19 protein-coding genes and 3 tRNA genes are annotated in these 15,507 nt (G+C 55.9%); 9 read left to right on the top strand and 13 right to left on the bottom strand.

Translation table 11 applies throughout. The features are described 5' to 3' along the window. Positions 1–12: 12 nt before the first annotated feature. The gene (locus CRP02_RS20360; RefSeq protein ID WP_097103363.1) at positions 13–1,311 is read right to left on the bottom strand and encodes an efflux RND transporter periplasmic adaptor subunit; all 1,299 of its coding nucleotides are present in this window, start codon (positions 1,309–1,311) and stop codon (positions 13–15) included. A gap of 236 nt (positions 1,312–1,547) precedes the next feature. On the opposite strand from CRP02_RS20360, the gene CRP02_RS20355 reads away from it, so the two are divergent. Next, positions 1,548–1,703, top strand: a complete 156-nt coding sequence (locus tag CRP02_RS20355) for a hypothetical protein (RefSeq protein WP_003515963.1) — start codon at positions 1,548–1,550, stop codon at positions 1,701–1,703. A 16-nt stretch (positions 1,704–1,719) separates the two neighbouring features. Beyond that, a complete protein-coding gene (locus tag CRP02_RS20350) occupies positions 1,720–2,505 on the top strand; it encodes a DUF429 domain-containing protein (protein WP_323455382.1) in 786 nt (261 codons plus the stop codon). 7 nt (positions 2,506–2,512) lie between these two features. Here CRP02_RS20350 and CRP02_RS20345 read toward each other — a convergent pair. Beyond that, a tRNA-Arg gene (locus CRP02_RS20345) sits at positions 2,513–2,589 on the bottom strand. Positions 2,590–2,640: 51 nt separating this feature from the next. After that, positions 2,641–2,946: an ETC complex I subunit gene (locus CRP02_RS20340; protein ID WP_097172129.1), complete on the bottom strand. Its 306-nt coding sequence runs from the start codon at positions 2,944–2,946 to the stop codon at positions 2,641–2,643. 265 nt (positions 2,947–3,211) lie between these two features. Here CRP02_RS20340 and CRP02_RS20335 point away from each other — a divergent pair. After that, positions 3,212–3,288, top strand: a tRNA-Pro gene (locus tag CRP02_RS20335). Between the two features lie 54 nt (positions 3,289–3,342). Here CRP02_RS20335 and CRP02_RS20330 read toward each other — a convergent pair. Further along, positions 3,343–4,485 (bottom strand): ceramide glucosyltransferase, encoded by a 1,143-nt coding sequence (locus tag CRP02_RS20330; protein WP_097172128.1) that lies wholly within the window; start codon positions 4,483–4,485, stop codon positions 3,343–3,345. A gap of 583 nt (positions 4,486–5,068) precedes the next feature. Then, positions 5,069–5,338: a DUF982 domain-containing protein gene (locus tag CRP02_RS20320; protein WP_097102917.1), complete on the bottom strand. Its 270-nt coding sequence runs from the start codon at positions 5,336–5,338 to the stop codon at positions 5,069–5,071. Positions 5,339–5,549: 211 nt separating this feature from the next. Here CRP02_RS20320 and CRP02_RS20315 point away from each other — a divergent pair, with 211 nt between their 5' ends. After that, on the top strand, positions 5,550–5,798 hold the full coding sequence (locus CRP02_RS20315) for a BON domain-containing protein (protein ID WP_003515953.1): 249 nt from the start codon (positions 5,550–5,552) through the stop codon (positions 5,796–5,798). 58 nt (positions 5,799–5,856) lie between these two features. On the opposite strand, the gene CRP02_RS20310 is transcribed toward CRP02_RS20315, so the two are convergent. Together CRP02_RS20310 and CRP02_RS20305 are read right to left on the bottom strand one after the other, a co-directional pair. Then, entirely contained in the window at positions 5,857–6,342 is a 486-nt protein-coding gene (locus CRP02_RS20310; RefSeq protein ID WP_179784086.1) for a DUF192 domain-containing protein, read from the bottom strand. Then, positions 6,342–6,920 (bottom strand): cold-shock protein, encoded by a 579-nt coding sequence (locus tag CRP02_RS20305; protein ID WP_013636345.1) that lies wholly within the window; start codon positions 6,918–6,920, stop codon positions 6,342–6,344. The genes CRP02_RS20310 and CRP02_RS20305 overlap by 1 nt, the downstream gene beginning before the upstream one ends. A 190-nt stretch (positions 6,921–7,110) precedes the next feature. On the opposite strand from CRP02_RS20305, the gene CRP02_RS20300 reads away from it, so the two are divergent. From CRP02_RS20300 to CRP02_RS20290, 3 genes are all read left to right on the top strand, one after another. Continuing rightward, positions 7,111–7,551 (top strand): VOC family protein, encoded by a 441-nt coding sequence (locus CRP02_RS20300; RefSeq protein WP_065659292.1) that lies wholly within the window; start codon positions 7,111–7,113, stop codon positions 7,549–7,551. Between the two features lie 157 nt (positions 7,552–7,708). Then, positions 7,709–8,965, top strand: a complete 1,257-nt coding sequence (locus CRP02_RS20295; RefSeq protein WP_179784085.1) for a YcbK family protein — start codon at positions 7,709–7,711, stop codon at positions 8,963–8,965. A gap of 143 nt (positions 8,966–9,108) precedes the next feature. Then, complete coding sequence (locus CRP02_RS20290; RefSeq protein ID WP_097172126.1) at positions 9,109–9,852, top strand: glycosyltransferase family 25 protein; 744 nt, start codon at positions 9,109–9,111, stop codon at positions 9,850–9,852. Positions 9,853–9,863: 11 nt separating this feature from the next. On the opposite strand, the gene CRP02_RS20285 is transcribed toward CRP02_RS20290, so the two are convergent. The 3 genes from CRP02_RS20285 to CRP02_RS20280 form a co-directional block, all read right to left on the bottom strand. Beyond that, a complete protein-coding gene (locus tag CRP02_RS20285; RefSeq protein ID WP_323455395.1) occupies positions 9,864–10,343 on the bottom strand; it encodes a pyridoxamine 5'-phosphate oxidase family protein in 480 nt (159 codons plus the stop codon). A 33-nt stretch (positions 10,344–10,376) separates the two neighbouring features. Continuing rightward, entirely contained in the window at positions 10,377–10,664 is a 288-nt protein-coding gene (locus CRP02_RS27635; protein ID WP_179784084.1) for a hypothetical protein, read from the bottom strand. A 236-nt stretch (positions 10,665–10,900) separates the two neighbouring features. Then, positions 10,901–11,482 carry a DUF1003 domain-containing protein gene (locus CRP02_RS20280; protein WP_097102911.1) on the bottom strand — a complete coding sequence of 194 codons (582 nt, stop codon included), beginning with the start codon at positions 11,480–11,482 and terminating at the stop codon, positions 10,901–10,903. Between the two features lie 796 nt (positions 11,483–12,278). Here CRP02_RS20280 and CRP02_RS20275 point away from each other — a divergent pair. Then, complete coding sequence (locus CRP02_RS20275) at positions 12,279–13,739, top strand: Tad domain-containing protein (RefSeq protein ID WP_179784083.1); 1,461 nt, start codon at positions 12,279–12,281, stop codon at positions 13,737–13,739. On the opposite strand, the gene CRP02_RS28015 is transcribed toward CRP02_RS20275, so the two are convergent. From CRP02_RS28015 to CRP02_RS20265, 3 genes are all read right to left on the bottom strand, one after another. Continuing rightward, positions 13,652–13,945, bottom strand: a complete 294-nt coding sequence (locus CRP02_RS28015) for a hypothetical protein (RefSeq protein WP_323455381.1) — start codon at positions 13,943–13,945, stop codon at positions 13,652–13,654. The genes CRP02_RS20275 and CRP02_RS28015 overlap by 88 nt on opposite strands. A gap of 56 nt (positions 13,946–14,001) precedes the next feature. Then, positions 14,002–14,226 carry a hypothetical protein gene (locus tag CRP02_RS28010; RefSeq protein WP_323455380.1) on the bottom strand — a complete coding sequence of 75 codons (225 nt, stop codon included), beginning with the start codon at positions 14,224–14,226 and terminating at the stop codon, positions 14,002–14,004. Positions 14,227–14,312: 86 nt separating this feature from the next. Next, positions 14,313–14,388: transfer RNA gene (locus CRP02_RS20265), tRNA-Lys, on the bottom strand. Positions 14,389–14,729: 341 nt separating this feature from the next. On the opposite strand from CRP02_RS20265, the gene CRP02_RS20260 reads away from it, so the two are divergent. Then, entirely contained in the window at positions 14,730–15,476 is a 747-nt protein-coding gene (locus tag CRP02_RS20260; protein WP_097172861.1) for a cytochrome c biogenesis CcdA family protein, read from the top strand. Positions 15,477–15,507: the final 31 nt, after the last annotated feature.

The following is a 15,507-nucleotide window of genomic DNA, read 5'->3' as shown; positions in this document are numbered from 1 at the left end:
GGTTTTCCTCCGTCAGCCGGCGTTGCGGGCTGAGGCGTCGGTAATCACCAGATCATCGGCCTTCAACTCGCCCGATTTTACCACGGTATGCTGGCCATCGGTGGAGCCGGTTTCGATCGAAACGGAGACGGGCGTGTTGTTGCGCAGCACCCACACCGTTCTTTTGCCTGTCGCGGCCGGACCGGCATCGCGGTTCTGCGACCGGCCCATGCGGGGAGGGCGGAACAGGCTCATCAAGCCACCGCCACGGGAGGCGGATTCGCGCGGCGGCGTATATCGGAGCGCGGAATTCGGCACAAGCAGCGTATCCTTGATCTCCTCGACGACGATATTGGCGGTTGCCGTCATGCCGGGGCGCAACAGCAATTCCTCATTGTCCACTGTCAATATGCCCTTGTAGGTCACCACGTTCGACACGGTCTCGGAGGCGAAACGCACGGTCTCTATTTCCGCCGGGAAGCTGCGGTCGGGATAGGCATCGACGTTGAAGGTGGCCGTCTGCCCGGTTTCAACCTTGCCGACATCCGCCTCATCCACCGACACCTGCAACTCCATATGGCGCAGATCACCGGCAATGGTGAACAGCACGGGAGCGTTGAGCGAGGAGGCGACGGTGGCGCCGGGATCGACACTGCGGGTGAGGATGACACCATCGATGGGCGAGACGATCTTCGCCTTGCCGAGATTGACCTCGGCCAGCCGCAAATCCGCTTCCGCCGAAAGCACGGTCGCCTCGTTGACCTGTAGCGTGGCGCCGGCGGCATCGTGGTTGAACTGCGCGGCGTCCAGATCCTGCTGGCTGGAGACCCGGCTCTGGACGAGGGACCGCAGACGCTCCATCGATGTTTTTGCCGAGCCGAGATCGGCGCGCGCCTTCAGCACATTGGCCTTGGCGGACGCAAGCTTGGCGCGGGCGCTCTGCACGTCGGCCTCCAGCTTGTTGGTGTCCAGTTCCGCCAGAATATCGCCTGATTTGACCGGGCTGTTATAGGTAACGTTGACCTTGCGAATGGTGCCGGACAATTCGCTCGATATGTCGACCTGATCGGTCGGCTGGACTGAGCCGGTGGAGGTTACGATGACGGAAAGGTCGCCCTGTCTCGCCGCTTCCGTGGTGTAGGTATAGGCGACGCCTGCGGCACGCGACTGATAATAATATCCAAGGCCCCCGCCGATCAGCACCACGGCTGCTGCGGCATAGAGATAGCGGCGCGACTTCTTCTTTCTACCTGACCTGCTGGTACCCAGAATGTCCCGCAGATCGGGCTGGCTGTTTTCCGTGTCGCGGCCATTGGTGTTGGCGTCATTCATTTTCGTCACCCGCAAAATTCAAAATACCACAGAGGATTGTTTCCAACCCCTGTTTCCGGTCCGTCTGTCGCTGTTTGTATTCCTCTGATTGTGGGAAGTGACATAGCTTGCCCAAAGGGGGAAGTGAAAACTTGGTAATATTTATGATAGCTCTGGTCTGCTAGAGATAAATCCGAAAAGGCCGATGTCATTGATGTGGCGCCGGTTTCAGAAGCGACATGCAGGACGATGATATAATGAACGACAATGTGGTGAAGTTCCGTAAACCGGCGCCCCCGAAAAAGCCGCGCCAGCCGCTTGGGCCAAAATCGAAAAAAGCCCTGACGATCGCCGCCATCATCGCTTTTTTCGCCGCCGCCTGGGGGTATTTTACGCTGTTCGGGCAGGGGTGACGCTCTGAAAGCCGTATTGGGTATAGACGCCGCATGGACTGTTACCCAGCCAAGCGGGGTCGCCTTGGTCATCAACGATGGAACAGGCTGGACGCTGCGTGCCGCCGCATCTTCCTACGTTGGCTTCCTCGCCTGTGGAGCCGATATCTCGGTTCTCGCTGATCGCCCAAGGGGATCAGTTGCCGAAGCATCAGCGCTTCTGGCGGCCGCCGAAGCCCTTGCGGGATGCAAGATCGATCTCGTTACGATAGATATGCCGCTCTCGCATCAACCGATTACTGCCCGCCGTGCTTCGGACAATCTGGTGTCTTCCGCCTATGGTTCCCGGCAATGCGGCACCCACACCCCAAATGCAATCAGGCCCGGCAAGGTCAGTGATGATCTCAAAATGGGGTTTGAACTTGCGGGATATCCGTTATTAACCAGGGAAATCAGCAGTCCCGGTCTGCTCGAAGTCTACCCGCACCCCGCGCTCGTTGAACTGACCAACGCCGCGAAACGGCTTCCGTATAAGCAGGGAAAAGTCAGCAGCTACTGGCGGTCGGATACGTCCGCAGACCGCCGCGCCAAACTCCTCGAGATCTGGTCGTTCATCATCGCACATCTCGATCGACGGATAGGCGGGGTTGCCGATGCACTCATCATTCCCGCGACGAACGCGAAGGGATGGGAAATGAAGGCTTTCGAGGACAAGATGGATGCCGTCGTGTGCGCCTGGGTAGGGATCTGTGGTTTGGAGAGTGAGGCAATGCCGTATGGCGACGACATTTCCGCAATCTGGATTCCGAAAGCGGCAGGTTAGGTGAAGATGGCGACCCCTGCAGGATTCGAACCTGCGACATTCGACTTAGAAGGTCGACGCTCTATCCAGCTGAGCTAAGGGGCCGTCGTGCCGGACTATTATTGCTCCGGCTGAAAATCGTTCAGTGCGTCTTCTTCAATGCGTCCAGGGCTGGGTGCGGTTGAAGCGGAAATTATCCGTGTAGGATACAACCTTGCGGGTCGCTTCCTTCGGCTGGATGACGCGGTATTCGATGCCCTTGCGCTGCGCATAGGCTTCTGCCTGTTCCTGCGTCTCGAATGTCAGCTTGACCTGCTGCTTCATGTCGGATGTCGAGGTGTATCCCATGATCGGATCGATCTTGCGCGGGACCTCAGCGTCGAATTCCAGAACCCAGACATTGGTTTTCGCCTTGCCGGATTGCATGGCGGTCTTTGCAGGGCGGTAAATCTTCGCAGGCATGTCGAAACTGCTCCGGTTGGGCGGTGGGGCATGCGCCCCGGATTACTATTCACGTACCTGAATAGAATAACCAAATCGTGTCAGGAACGCTGAATTTGAAATGGACCGACTCCAGGTGAGAGTCAAGACGATTATCCCTTGCAGCCTCTTCACGGTCCCACCGCTTTGCATGAGTTTTCGATAATCGAGACAATGGGCTCAACAAAGATGAATTTCCCTGTTGCGGACTGCGGGTGAACCGTGTATTCCCCAGCCATCGCCTCGGCGGAGTGTAGCGCAGTCTGGTAGCGCATCTGGTTTGGGACCAGAGGGTCGGGAGTTCGAATCTCTCCACTCCGACCATTTAAAGCGAAACATTCGCTTGTCGGCGTAACCCCTTCAAAGAATAGCTTCCGTTCAGTCCGCTGAAGGTCCGGCCAAAGTGCTTTCGGCCGTGCCTATCGTCATGACATTGCCGCGCCATGCAACCGCGCTGCCGATCCAGCTGCGTACCCAGACGAATGGCATGATGACATCCCGCGCGATCATTGCCGGAAGGGTATAGAGAGATATCGGCCACCGGTTGAGAGCTGCGAGCGCCAGTTCCGGGCCGTACATGATGGCGAGTACGGCAATCGCGGTGACGGCAAGGTTCGCATCCGCGGCAACGGCGGCAGCGAGTGCGAAGAGGAGCGGGGGAAGCGCGCCGGTGAGTATTTCCGGGGCGAAATATTGCGGGAAGGTGACGCGCCGTAGCCGCGCCCAGCGGGTCTGCCGCGACCAGATCTCACCGGCATGGCGCTGTCCGAGCGGCTGCTCGAACGGGGCCGACACCAGATGTACCTTGCGACCGGCATTTCTGACCAGCTTCGTGGAGGCGGCATCTTCGGCGATTTCGGCCGCGAGCGCGCGGATGCCGCCGCGCTCTTCCAGGAACGGCTTGTTCCACAACATCGATTTGCCCTGCGCGAAGCCCGTGCCGATGGCTTCCGCCGCATATTGCCAGCGGCCTTGCGAGCCGTTGAGGAAGGCGCATTCCACATGCGCCCAAAAGCCATCCGGCCGGGAGCCGAGTGGCGGCGAGCAGACCAGTCCGCTATCCGGCCGCCAGGCCGACATCATGGTTTCGATATAGGATTTTGGCATCAAAACATTGGAATCGGCCAGAATGACCCATTCGTGTCGGGCAGCGCGCCAGCCCTTGACGCAATTGTTCAGTTTGGGATTGGCGCTGATGCGATCATCGCCGATGAGCAATTGCGCTGAAACTGCGGGGAAGGCCGCGCTTGCCTTGCGCACTTCCTCGATCACGGGATCGAACTCGTCGGCGACGCAGAACAGCAGCTCATAGTCCGGCCAGTTGAGCTGGAAGGCGCGCGACAGCGTCAGCGGTGTGAAAGTTTCGATGCCGCGCAGCGGCACCACCAGCGATACCGGCGGTTTCTGCCGGACAAGTGCACTGTCCGTATCGCGTCTTTTCAGCCGCCAGCCTGCCAGAACGACACCGAGAAGATTGAAGGCGAGGAGCAGAATTGCACAAAGGGCAAAAACAGTTTCCATGCTGGCCAGTTCCACTCCCAAGCTTTCAGCGGTTTACCCGCCAACCGATTCCATGGAATTCGTCATTGCGGATTATAACGTTTGCATGACAGTTACATGTCATCTTCCGCGGGAAGGATCCGACTTCGGTCGTTCATGCGCCTCTGGCGCACCGGTCGATGCCGCGTTTGTTACCGAGAAAGCGTGAACAGTTTTTGCAGGCTCCCTGTTCGCGAGGGGAGACGGTTGTTTGCCCGGTTTGAATGCCATAACGACGAAGCGGGCGTGTCGCGGTGTCAGGAATAGTCACGTCGAAACACCGATTGGAAGAACGAAATCTATCCGAGTATTGACTGCCGGTGCCTGAGGAAAATTAAGACGGTGTATCTGACAGCAACCCTCGATCCCTTTGCTCCTGGTCATTTGAATGGGACAAAGCTCAGGCTTCAATAAAACGGGCGATCCACGCAGGTGGATTGCCCGTCGTTTTGACCTCTGGAGGCATGTTGACGAACGCAGATCGACCTGCCGCTCATCCGGTTGTCATCACCGTAAGTGATTGATATTTAGCCTATAATATTCGCCAAACCTTCCGCATTACGAGCTAGTGGATGTTCAGAATGTGCGCGTGGCTGCTTGCGACAAGAAACGATTCCCGCGCTTTTTCGATGTCGCATTTTCCGGCGATAGCATCGAGACAGTTCCTGCGTGCGTCCTCATATTCCGGTCCGTGTTCTTCCGGCCAGCGGTACATCAGCATGTCCAGCGCCACCAGAGGGCTGTAGATTTCCACCGCTGCGGATAGCGGCAGGTGGATCGCCACCGGCTTCATCCACGAGGCGTGGTGACACGGCTCCGTTCTGTTAATCAGCATGTCATTCTCCTCCCTGTTTCATGCGCCTTGACTGCAGATTTCACTCCCATGCGCGAAATGCTCACCTCACGAAATGGTTCCCGATCACCTAAAATGTGATCGGGCAGGGGGTTCCAATTTGCCAAGATGAATGGAAGATGAACGAATTGATGAACCGGAGATGAACAAAACCGTGATTCGGGCGTTGTAATAGCCAAGAAGGAGAACGCACATGTTCAATTTGTCAGGCATTCAGGAAAGCTTCTTTGGAGACCGCATGGCGGGTGTGTGCGAGGCTATCACCTCTGCACTGGCTTTCGAAAACGGTCTCGAGAAGTCGCGGATTTCCGCAACCGTCGAAAATGACGTGATCTATCTTGAAGGGACGGCGGATTCGGTCGAGGCAATCGACATTGCCATCAATCTTGCCGCATCCATTTCCAATTGCCGGATTTTGAGCCATATCGAGCCGGTCTACTGACATCTTGCCGGCCGGGCGAAACGTCGTCCGGCCTTTTCAGACGCAGTAACGCGGCAACTCATTTCCGGTTGCCGATTTGTGCACTGCGGACTACATCGCCCGGTCTGATGCCGTAGCGTTTGGCAGTGCCGCCATTCAGTTCAAGCACGAATTTTACCGACCCACGGGAGCTTATGATCGCTTCCGAATGCGGCACGGCGTTTTCGTGGATATGGGTTATGCGCCCGTCCCGGGCAATGAACAGCATGTCGAGCGGAATGAGAGTATTCCTCATCCACATGGCCACATCCCGCTCCTTGCCGAAATCAAACAGCATGCCGCTTTCAAGTGGCATGGACTTGCGAAACATCAGGCCCTGTTCGCGCTGGGCGTTGTCCAGCGCCAGTTCCGCAACAAATTCGTGGGTTTCTCCTGAAGCGGTCTTGATCGTCAGCGGTTCGGATTGAAACGTCTGCTGCTGTTGAGCCTGTGTGGCGCTTGAGAGCGTGAAAAAAAGAAGCGCCAGAACGGCGCTCTTCATCAAGTTGCGAAACACAGCGGCCATCAGTGCGACATCCCGATCGGGGCCGGGTTGTCGGGGTGGATTTCCGCCGCCATCAAACCCTTGTCGCCATCGCCGAAGCGCACCAGCACCACCTGGCCCGGACGCAGTTCCGTGAGGCCGAAACGGCGCAGCGTCTCCATATGCACGAAAATATCTTCAGTGCCTTCTCCGCGCGTCAAGAAGCCGAAACCCTTGGTGCGGTTGAACCATTTGACGATTGCACGCTCAAGCCCGCTTGACGGCGTGACCTGCACATGGGTGCGCACCGGCGGCAGCTGCGACGGGTGAACGGCGGTGGACTGATCCATCGACAGGATGCGGAAGGCCTGAAAGCCGCGGTCACGCCGCTGGATGAGGGCAACGATGCGCGTACCCTCGAGAATAGTCTGATACCCATCGCGACGCAGGCAGGAGACATGCAGCAGCACGTCCTGCATGCCATTGTCAGGCACGATAAAGCCGAAACCCTTGGCAACGTCGAACCATTTCACCGCGCCGGTGATTTCGGTCAGGTCCACGGCATCGGCCGAAAGGTCCTCGACATCGACTATCGTTTTCGATGACATCCTATCAGCCATATCCTGCCAACCCCTCGATTACGCGCCACACACCGGTCAACTGATTCCTGTGTACCAGATTAACATCTTGGTAACGGTTCCACGCAAGCCCTAGTTTTTGATTTGCGTAGCTGCTTTTATGTCGCCGTCCTTGTCCGGGGCTTGCGATCATGCGTTTATGGCCCGGAAAAGCGTATTGGAGAGGAAGAAAATGCGGTATCTGCACACGATGGTTCGCGTCAAAGACCTTGGCGAATCAATGAAATTCTATTGCGACCTGATGGGTCTCGAGGAAATACGCCGGATCGAAAACGAAAAAGGCCGTTTCACTCTGGTTTTTCTTGCAGCGCGCGACGATGTCTCTGCGGCGCGGGAAAAAAAGGCGCCTTCCCTTGAACTCACCTACAATTGGGACACCGAAGATTACACCGGCGGCCGCAATTTCGGGCACCTGGCCTATGAGGTCGACAATATTTACGACTTCTGTGCCCACCTTCAGCAAAATGGCGTCGTGATCAACCGGCCGCCGCGTGACGGTCACATGGCCTTCGTTCGTTCGCCCGACGGTATTTCTTTCGAAATCTTGCAGAAGGGCGAAAGCCTCGCGCCAGCCGAACCGTGGATATCTATGCAGAATACGGGTTCCTGGTAGGGGTTTTCCCGACCAGAAGCGACGATTTCGGTCACTCTTGCCTTGTCCGGATGGGTTGAGGCATAGTCCGCGAATCGAAACGGCATGTCCTGTTTTGAAAAAGCAGACGATTCCGTTCCCGTGCTGCTGTTGTAAATGCAAGATACGGAGGCCACCCATGAAAGCTGTCGATAGCGCGAAAGGACGCGTTGCCTGTCAGCGTCTTGTTGTCGCGGTTTCGTTGCTCGGGATTGCCGGATGCGTTTCAGCGGTGACGGATGACGACATGGCTGCCAATAGCAAGAAGCCGGCGATTTCCGCCGAGCAGAAGGCGCAGGCGGCATCGGCGGTTCATAATCCGGCCGCCAAACAGCAGCAGGGGCATTATGTGGATCCCGCCGTGGCCTCGGCGACCGGCGGGGCCGTTGCGGCCCAGCCGCAGGCGCCCGGCGGCCCCGCACAGGGCTATGGTGCCGCCGCCGATATTGGCGGCCTGACGACGCAGCCGACGGCGATTTCGGCGGGTACATCAAGCATCTATTCCAGCAGACCCGCCGTTGCGGCGGGGGCTACAGCCGCAGCGGGTGCACCTTCCCAGGGGATCGCACCCGCCGTCAGCAGCGTCTACTCGGCACCAGTGCAGGCGACACAGCCGCAACCGGTATCCGCAACGGGACAAGTGCCGACTGCTGTACCGGTACCGGCAGAACAGCACAGCGAAAACCGTCAGGCGGTTCCCGTACCGGTGCCGCAACATGCGTCGGAACAGCTCGCCGCTGCTTCAGCGCAGTCTTCCGGAGTCGGGAAACGGGCAGGCGAGGGGCAGGAAAGAGAGGGCACGGTCGTGCCGCTGGCAGCTTTTTTCGCCGGTGCGGCCAAGAAGCGCCTTCCGAAAATGATCGAAAACGGTACGGCGGAGAATACGCAGGTTGCGGCGCTCTCCGGCGGGACGGACAGGACGATGGGTATTGCGCTTTCCGGCCGTTCGATGATGTCTGACGAATTCGACGATGCGCATCTCGAAGACGAGGATGACCAGCCGGCCGGCCTGATGAAGCTTGCCTCGCTCTCCGGCCTCACGCGTGTTTCTCCAAACGGGCTTTTCCTGCAGACCGATCATGTTGAAGTCGGTTGTTTCAAGCCGGAACTGGTGCGCATGATCAAGGATGTCGAGCGCCACTACAACAGCCCGGCTATCGTCACCTCGGGTTATCGCCCGCCAAAGGGCATAAGGCAGGGTTCCAAGCACTACACCTGCGATGCAGCCGACATCCAGATCAAGGGCGTTTCCAAATGGGAGCTTGCGTCCTATCTGCGGTCGATGCCGCAGCGTGGTGGTGTAGGCACCTATTGCCACACCGAATCGGTCCACATGGATACGGGCGAAGCCAGAGACTGGAACTGGCGCTGCCGCCGCACCGCCCCGCGTAAATAATCTCGCGCCGGATTCTCTAACCTTCAAAGCTTGCGCGTTGTTCGCCTGAAATTCTGCCGGTGTGGAAATCACGGCATGCAGACAGGGTGCGCCACATGCTGTAGGAGACGGTTTCCCGACCCTATGCGCATGGTGCTTTCCGAATGCTGCCGATATCCGCTTTTCCCGTTTACATCATCTCCATCGCCAGAGCGCGCGCCCGTCTTGAAAAAATGCTGAACGGAGCATCAGGTCTCGGGCTGGATTTGCGCCCGGTGGAAGGTGTTGACGGCAAGACCATCCCCGCTGCCGAATGGACGGATTTTAACAGGCGCGGCTTTGAGCTTCGCAACGGCCGTCGTGCCCTACCCGGGGAGTATGGCTGTTATGCCAGCCATATCAAGGCACTGGAGATTTTCCTCGCCACGGATGCGCCGGTGGCCGTGATCGTCGAGGATGATGTTGCCTTCACGCCTGACTTCTCCGATCGGGTCAAGGCAATGGTCGCCATCATGCCTGAGAATTCCATCGTGAAGCTGACCAATCACCGCCACAGAGGTTTCAGAGCCAGGAAGACCAGCGCTCTCGGAGACAAGCTGGGGCGCTGCATATATGGGCCACAGGGATCGTCGGCCTGCTATATCATCTCACGCGGTGGAGCTGAGCGGTTTCTGAAAGCGGCAAGGGTTATGACGCTGCCTTTCGACCGGGCGCTGGAATGCGGCTGGGGTTACGGCACGCATGTCTACGTCACCGAAAAGGATTTTCTGCCGTTCGGCGATCCGGACACGCTGGTCGGCACGCGCGCGGAATATCGCGGCAGCAAATTTGCCCGGTTGAACCGGGTGCCGGCCTATCTCTCGAGTTTCTATGACAATATTGCGCGGTATGCGTACGCCTATCTGTAGAGGGAGGCCGCTTAACGCACGAAATCTTCCCTCTGGACCGCTTTGCGGCCCGTGAGACTTTCTTTTTGAATGCTGAAGAAAATCGGCTTGGTGGAGTCCGTTCCAGTTTCGTGCGGATGGATCGTTGAGCCTCCCGGCTCCCACCAGTTCGGGTGTTTCTGGATCAGAGACCAGGCGTAGATCCGCTCACTTTGCCATTGCTCGTTATCTTCAAGCTCCTGATAGAGGCCATGAAGAATTACGCTTGTCCACGTGCTGGTGTTTGTGACCTCATCGACCTGAAGGCAAACATGAGGGTTCAGGCGCATATTCTCTATCTTGGCTCCCATCATCGAGAAGCTGTAGACTCCACCCTCGTGAAACACGAAATGGATCGGCACGACATAGGGCCTGTCATGATCGATACAGGCAAGATGCCCGAAGCTCATCCGGGAAAGGAATGCGATGCATTCCGCCGATGTCATTTCTTCCAGATGGACACTTGACGCCATGATGATCACTCCGTTCTGGGCAGGCGACAACGATCATTTGATCGCACCGCCTTCATTTTCCCATCTCTCGACAGCCGGGCTTCCGGATTTTTGGGTAGACTGCAATATGTCCCGGTTCTTATGGTGAGTAGTCGACGCAGCCGGGATTGGTTTACGCCTGCCGGAACCACGTCGAATGGCGGCGATCAGAACTCGCCTGCACGCGTCGAGTTTCGTGGAGCCGCATAACGTTGCAGCACCTTTTTCAAGCCTGTCGATCGCCTTGACGAGCAGGGGCGCACGATCTGGATCGACATTTCGTTTTCGATTGGTGGAAGACATTTTGTCCTCCTTTGGTTGGGGCCAAGGCAGATGCACCTTCACACAACAGCGCCCGCTTCAAATGCTGCCATTGATTTATTCTGCGCTCTATATGAGGGATGCGCAAGCACATAGCTCGTCTGGAAACCATCCCTGAAGTGCTGCAGCTGCTACTGTCCGACCGGCACACAAAGCGCGTTCCGTTGTACATGGAATCAGCGCGCAGGCGCGATTTTCCGTATTTTGGCGTAAATTTTCTAGCCTGTTTGTTTCAGCACGAGTTTTGTCAAAAGGTCGATCTGCTGCTGCTGTTTATCGACGAGGGCTTTCAGCTCGATAGAGCGCATCCGATCGAACTTATCGTGCAGCGCCATGATTTCGATCTCCGCCTTCAGATTGACCTCGTAGTCGTGTGCGGCGTCGATCCGATCCTTGGCCGCATGGCGGTTCTGGCTCATCATGATCACCGGCGCCTGAACCGCTGCGAGCATGGATAAGATGAGATTGAGGAAAATGAACGGGTAGGGATCGAAGGCGTTCGAAGCCGCGATGATGTTTGCGCTCAGCCATATCGCAAGCAAAGCCGCAAATATAAGGATAAAGGTCCAGGAACCGCCGAATTTGGCAACCGCATCCGCAAGCCGCTGGCCGGGCGTCAGTCTCTCGTCGAAAACCGCATTCGCGTCTGTCGAGATGGTGCGCCTTGCTGCAAGACGACGAAATATTGCTTTTTCCCTGTCCGGGAGCAGTTCGAGCGGTTTCCCCAGATAACGGCTCGCTCCCTCCGCCAGATCTTGGGGTATGAGCATGTCACTGTCGTCTTCGATATGGATTGCCATTGCTCTTTCTCCCTGGGCCGCACCAATCCGACGACCGTCTCCGAACCGAAGGCCGCCCGCATATTGCCCCCGACCGGTCGGGTATTGCGACATCTCACCTTACCATGCTTTGCATGATCGGCTTTATTGGCCCGTTCGCGAGCCAGGGGACGGCGTGTCGCGGCGATTTGCGTTTATCTTGGAGGCAATTTCAGGGAAGAGATCTGTCGTAACGCAACGCTGATATGCAGGTTCCTGCTGGTAATCGGTTTAATGCAGCTTTGAAGTGTAATTTAAGTATACATATAGTTTTAGTGATAAGAAATATAGTTTTTCGAAAAAATAATTAGGTAACCATTGTGCGTTTTCAGGTTTTTGTAATATTGATATTTATCATTTTGATGTATAGTCGGAGAGTAACCGTTTAATCGTTTATATGTGAATCATTTTCAATGGAAATTCCGTCCTTTTTTGTTTCTTTGCCGCGGTTGATCCAGGCGGTGATTCCGCTTTGGCGGACCTCGTCAAATGGGGTGTCGTAATTGGCACTGTGGCTGCTAACCCGAGAACTTCATTCCGGTCACGCTAGTTCGGAGGCTGATCTTCGAAACGCTGAATCGGCTTTGCAGATCGCTCGCGCTGATCTCGACCTCTCCATCGCTCAGCCCTCATGACGCAGCGCGCGGTCAGCAAGTTACCGTCAGGTTGGTGAGCGTGCTGATTACCAATCTTTGATCGGCTCGATCAACGCCAGTTGCAAGGTGACGATTCCTATCAACTTATCCCTATTATGACGCATTTCTTGAGGACTATACCCATGCGCGCTATACATCTGGCGTTTCGCAATTCACGTAAATATATTCTAAAACAATGGAAATCTTACAAGCAAAATGAAAAAGGAACATTTGCTGTACTGAGCGCCATTTTATTGCCCTGCATTATTATTGCGGCTGGTTGTGCTTTAGATTTATCGAGATTGTTAGCTGCAAAGACCGAGGCGCAAGGATCACTCGACGCGGCTGTACTCGCGGCTGCTGTGGCGGGAAGATCCGAAGATAGTGAACTCAAGGAGATTGTGATCAACTTTCTTGAGGGCCAAAGGCCAGGTTTGTCGGGTGCGATCTCGCTGGTAGAATTCAACCGCTCTCGAAATCCAAATGTCCTATCCGCATCAGCCAGCGGTACTCTTACGACAACCTTTATGAAATTGGTTAATATCAAAGAATTGACATTTTCAATAACCGCGGAGGCTAAATGGGCCACGGAACAGACCATTGAGGTCGCTATGGTACTGGACAACACATGGTCGATGAATGGGGAGAAATTACAAGCGCTCAAGAAGGCTGCAACGGAATTGGTCAGCGTATTGGAGAAAAACAAGGAGCCGGGTGGGATTCTTAAGATCGGTCTCGTCCCTTACGCCGATTACGTGAATGTAGGATTGTATAATCGCTTTCGTAGTTGGGTCTCTGTTCCAGATGAGTTCACTACTAAGCGTTCGTGTGAATGGAAGAATACGGAGAGGATATGCGAACGCGGCGAGTCTAAGAGTTGCTCAAGAACTGTAGACGGCGTTACTGAAAGGTACGACTGCACACCGTATCGATGTGAAATGAGAAGCGTCATGCCTTATGAGCGATGTGTAGGGGGGGAGGAATATAGTTGGCATGGATGTGTGGGTTCTCGAACTTCAGGGACATTACGCCTGACAGACGCTTCGCCAAGCGACCGGTATCCGGGGATCTTAAGCCCCACGAAAAATTGCCTGGATCCGATAATTCCGCTCACCTCTGAGCTTAATCAGGTGCGTTCGGGTATTGTCAACATGGTCGTACAGGTGGGGGCATATAAGCCTTCGACCTATATTCCGGCTGGGCTAATTTGGGGGGTCAATATCCTCTCGCCAACGAGACCCTTCTCGGAAGGTCTTGCCTACGATGACGATAACAGACGCCCCCGAAAAGTGCTGGTGCTCATGACAGATGGGGCCAATACGATGAAGCTCGATCAATCGACTGGAAAACATCTCGACACCAGCAACGACAATGAGTTGACTAAGACGTATAGCGACATGCAGTCGATATGCTCGTATGCTCAATCCAAGAAAATTGACGTGTATACGGTGTCGTTTCTGGTTGATGACCGGATAGGCGAAAATGCGATGCGTAGCTGCGCGACATCGCCGAAGTATTACTTTGATGCGAAAAATGCTAAAGAATTGAAAGATGCATTTTCGAACATAGCGGCATCTCTTTCATCTATTACTCTAACGAGATAGGATGACTTATGGTCCATGGCACTATCTTGTATCCACCTGAGAAAAAGATCTGGATTTACTGACTGGAGGAGTGGCGGCCGCCGCTTGCGGCTGGCGCTGCATCGCCCGAAACCCCTTCGCACCGTGGCCGCCGTGACGGCACTGAGGCTCATCTTGCCGAAGTAGGGTAGGATGTTGTTGTCGATACCCGCCTCGTGATCCTTCATATAGCGCGGATTGCGCTGGCCGTTGGTGAGCGGTACCTACTCCAGTAGAAACTGTTTTAGTCGCGTTGGGTACAAGTCTTATCGGTCTTCAACTGGCCGATACGGCTCTTGCCGCGAAGCTCCAGATACCAGTCCTCGGCAAACTCTTTGGCCAGAGACAGACTGTCGGTTTTTGTGCTGACGCGCCACTCCCTTCCTTCGAGGTAGGTGGAGCATTGCCGGGAGCTGTCGGCACGGCGGTAGACGCGGACCTTATCACCGAGAACAGAATGCGAGTCCATTTCACCATCTCATACTGCGCGAGACATGTGTCAGGATGATTCTAGCTGAATTTAGGCCGGTTTCGATATTAAGTGATTGATTTTTATGGTGAGAGCGCAGGGATTCGAACCCTGGACCTACTGATTAAAAGTCAGTTGCTCTACCGGCTGAGCTACGCTCTCCCGTGTCGGGGCTGGGATGCCCTTCGGAAGTGCGCGGAACATAGGTAGAGCGATCCGTTCGGTCAACCCAAAAAAAGCGCTTTCTACAATCAATCCGGTTTTTTTTGTCGCACCCCCGAAAAGGTGATTGGAGAGAGGGGGCGGCTGGGGATAAAAGCGGCTTCAGACATGTCTGGCAAACGGGTGAAATCGTTTTGCGGCAATGGCATGCGCCAAAATGAGAGCGTGAAACGCGGCGAATCTCGGGAATCGCGACGCGCCTTGCTTATCTTTTTGCGCGTGACGTTATCCCAAAACCGATTCCCGCTTCTGGGAGACATGCGTCAATGCGGAGTTCTTTCTTGTCGATTGCCGATATTTCCCTGTTCAGCGCGCTTCTGGCCGGTGCCCTGTCGTTTCTGTCGCCCTGCGTCCTGCCGTTGGTGCCGCCTTACCTTTGCTATATGGCCGGTGTTTCGGTGGAGCAGTTCAGGACGGAGAATACCGCGCCGCGGCCTGAAATCCGCAGGGCCGTGCTGTTTTCGGCTTTCTTCTTCACGCTCGGTTTTGCCACGGTCTTCGTGGCGCTGGGTGCCGGTGCTTCGACGATCGGCACGCTGTTGCGCCAGAACCTCGATATTCTCGCCAAGATTGGCGGTTTCATCATCATCCTGATGGGCCTTAACTTTCTCGGTGTTTTCCGCATTGGCCTGTTTTCACGCGAGGCGCGGTTTCAGGGGGCGGGCAAACCGGCCACGCTTTCTGGCGCCTATGTCATGGGCCTTGCCTTTGCCTTCGGCTGGACGCCCTGCATCGGTCCTGTCCTCGGCGCGATCCTCGGCGTTGCCGCCTCGCGTGACACGGTTGGCGATGGCGCGATGTTGCTTGCGGTCTATTCGCTTGGCCTTGCAGTGCCGTTCTGGATTGCTGCCGCCTTTTCCGGTTCCTTCATGCGTTTCCTTGTGCGTTTCCGCCGCCATCTCGGTCTTGTGGAAAAGCTGATGGGTGTGTTGCTGGTGCTCACCGGCCTCGCTTTCATGACCGGTTTCATCACCAATGTGGCGATCTGGTTCCAGGAGACCTTTCCGATGCTGATGAAAATCGGCTAAGCCTCCCCGCGTATTTCATACGCGGGGGAAA

The sequence above is a fragment of the Rhizobium sp. AN5 genome, assembly GCF_900215255.1.
Taxonomy (GTDB): Bacteria; Pseudomonadota; Alphaproteobacteria; order Rhizobiales; family Rhizobiaceae; genus Agrobacterium; species Agrobacterium tumefaciens.
The sequence above is the reverse complement of the archived record's forward strand: the minus strand, read 5'-3'. Positions and strand labels throughout refer to the sequence as shown.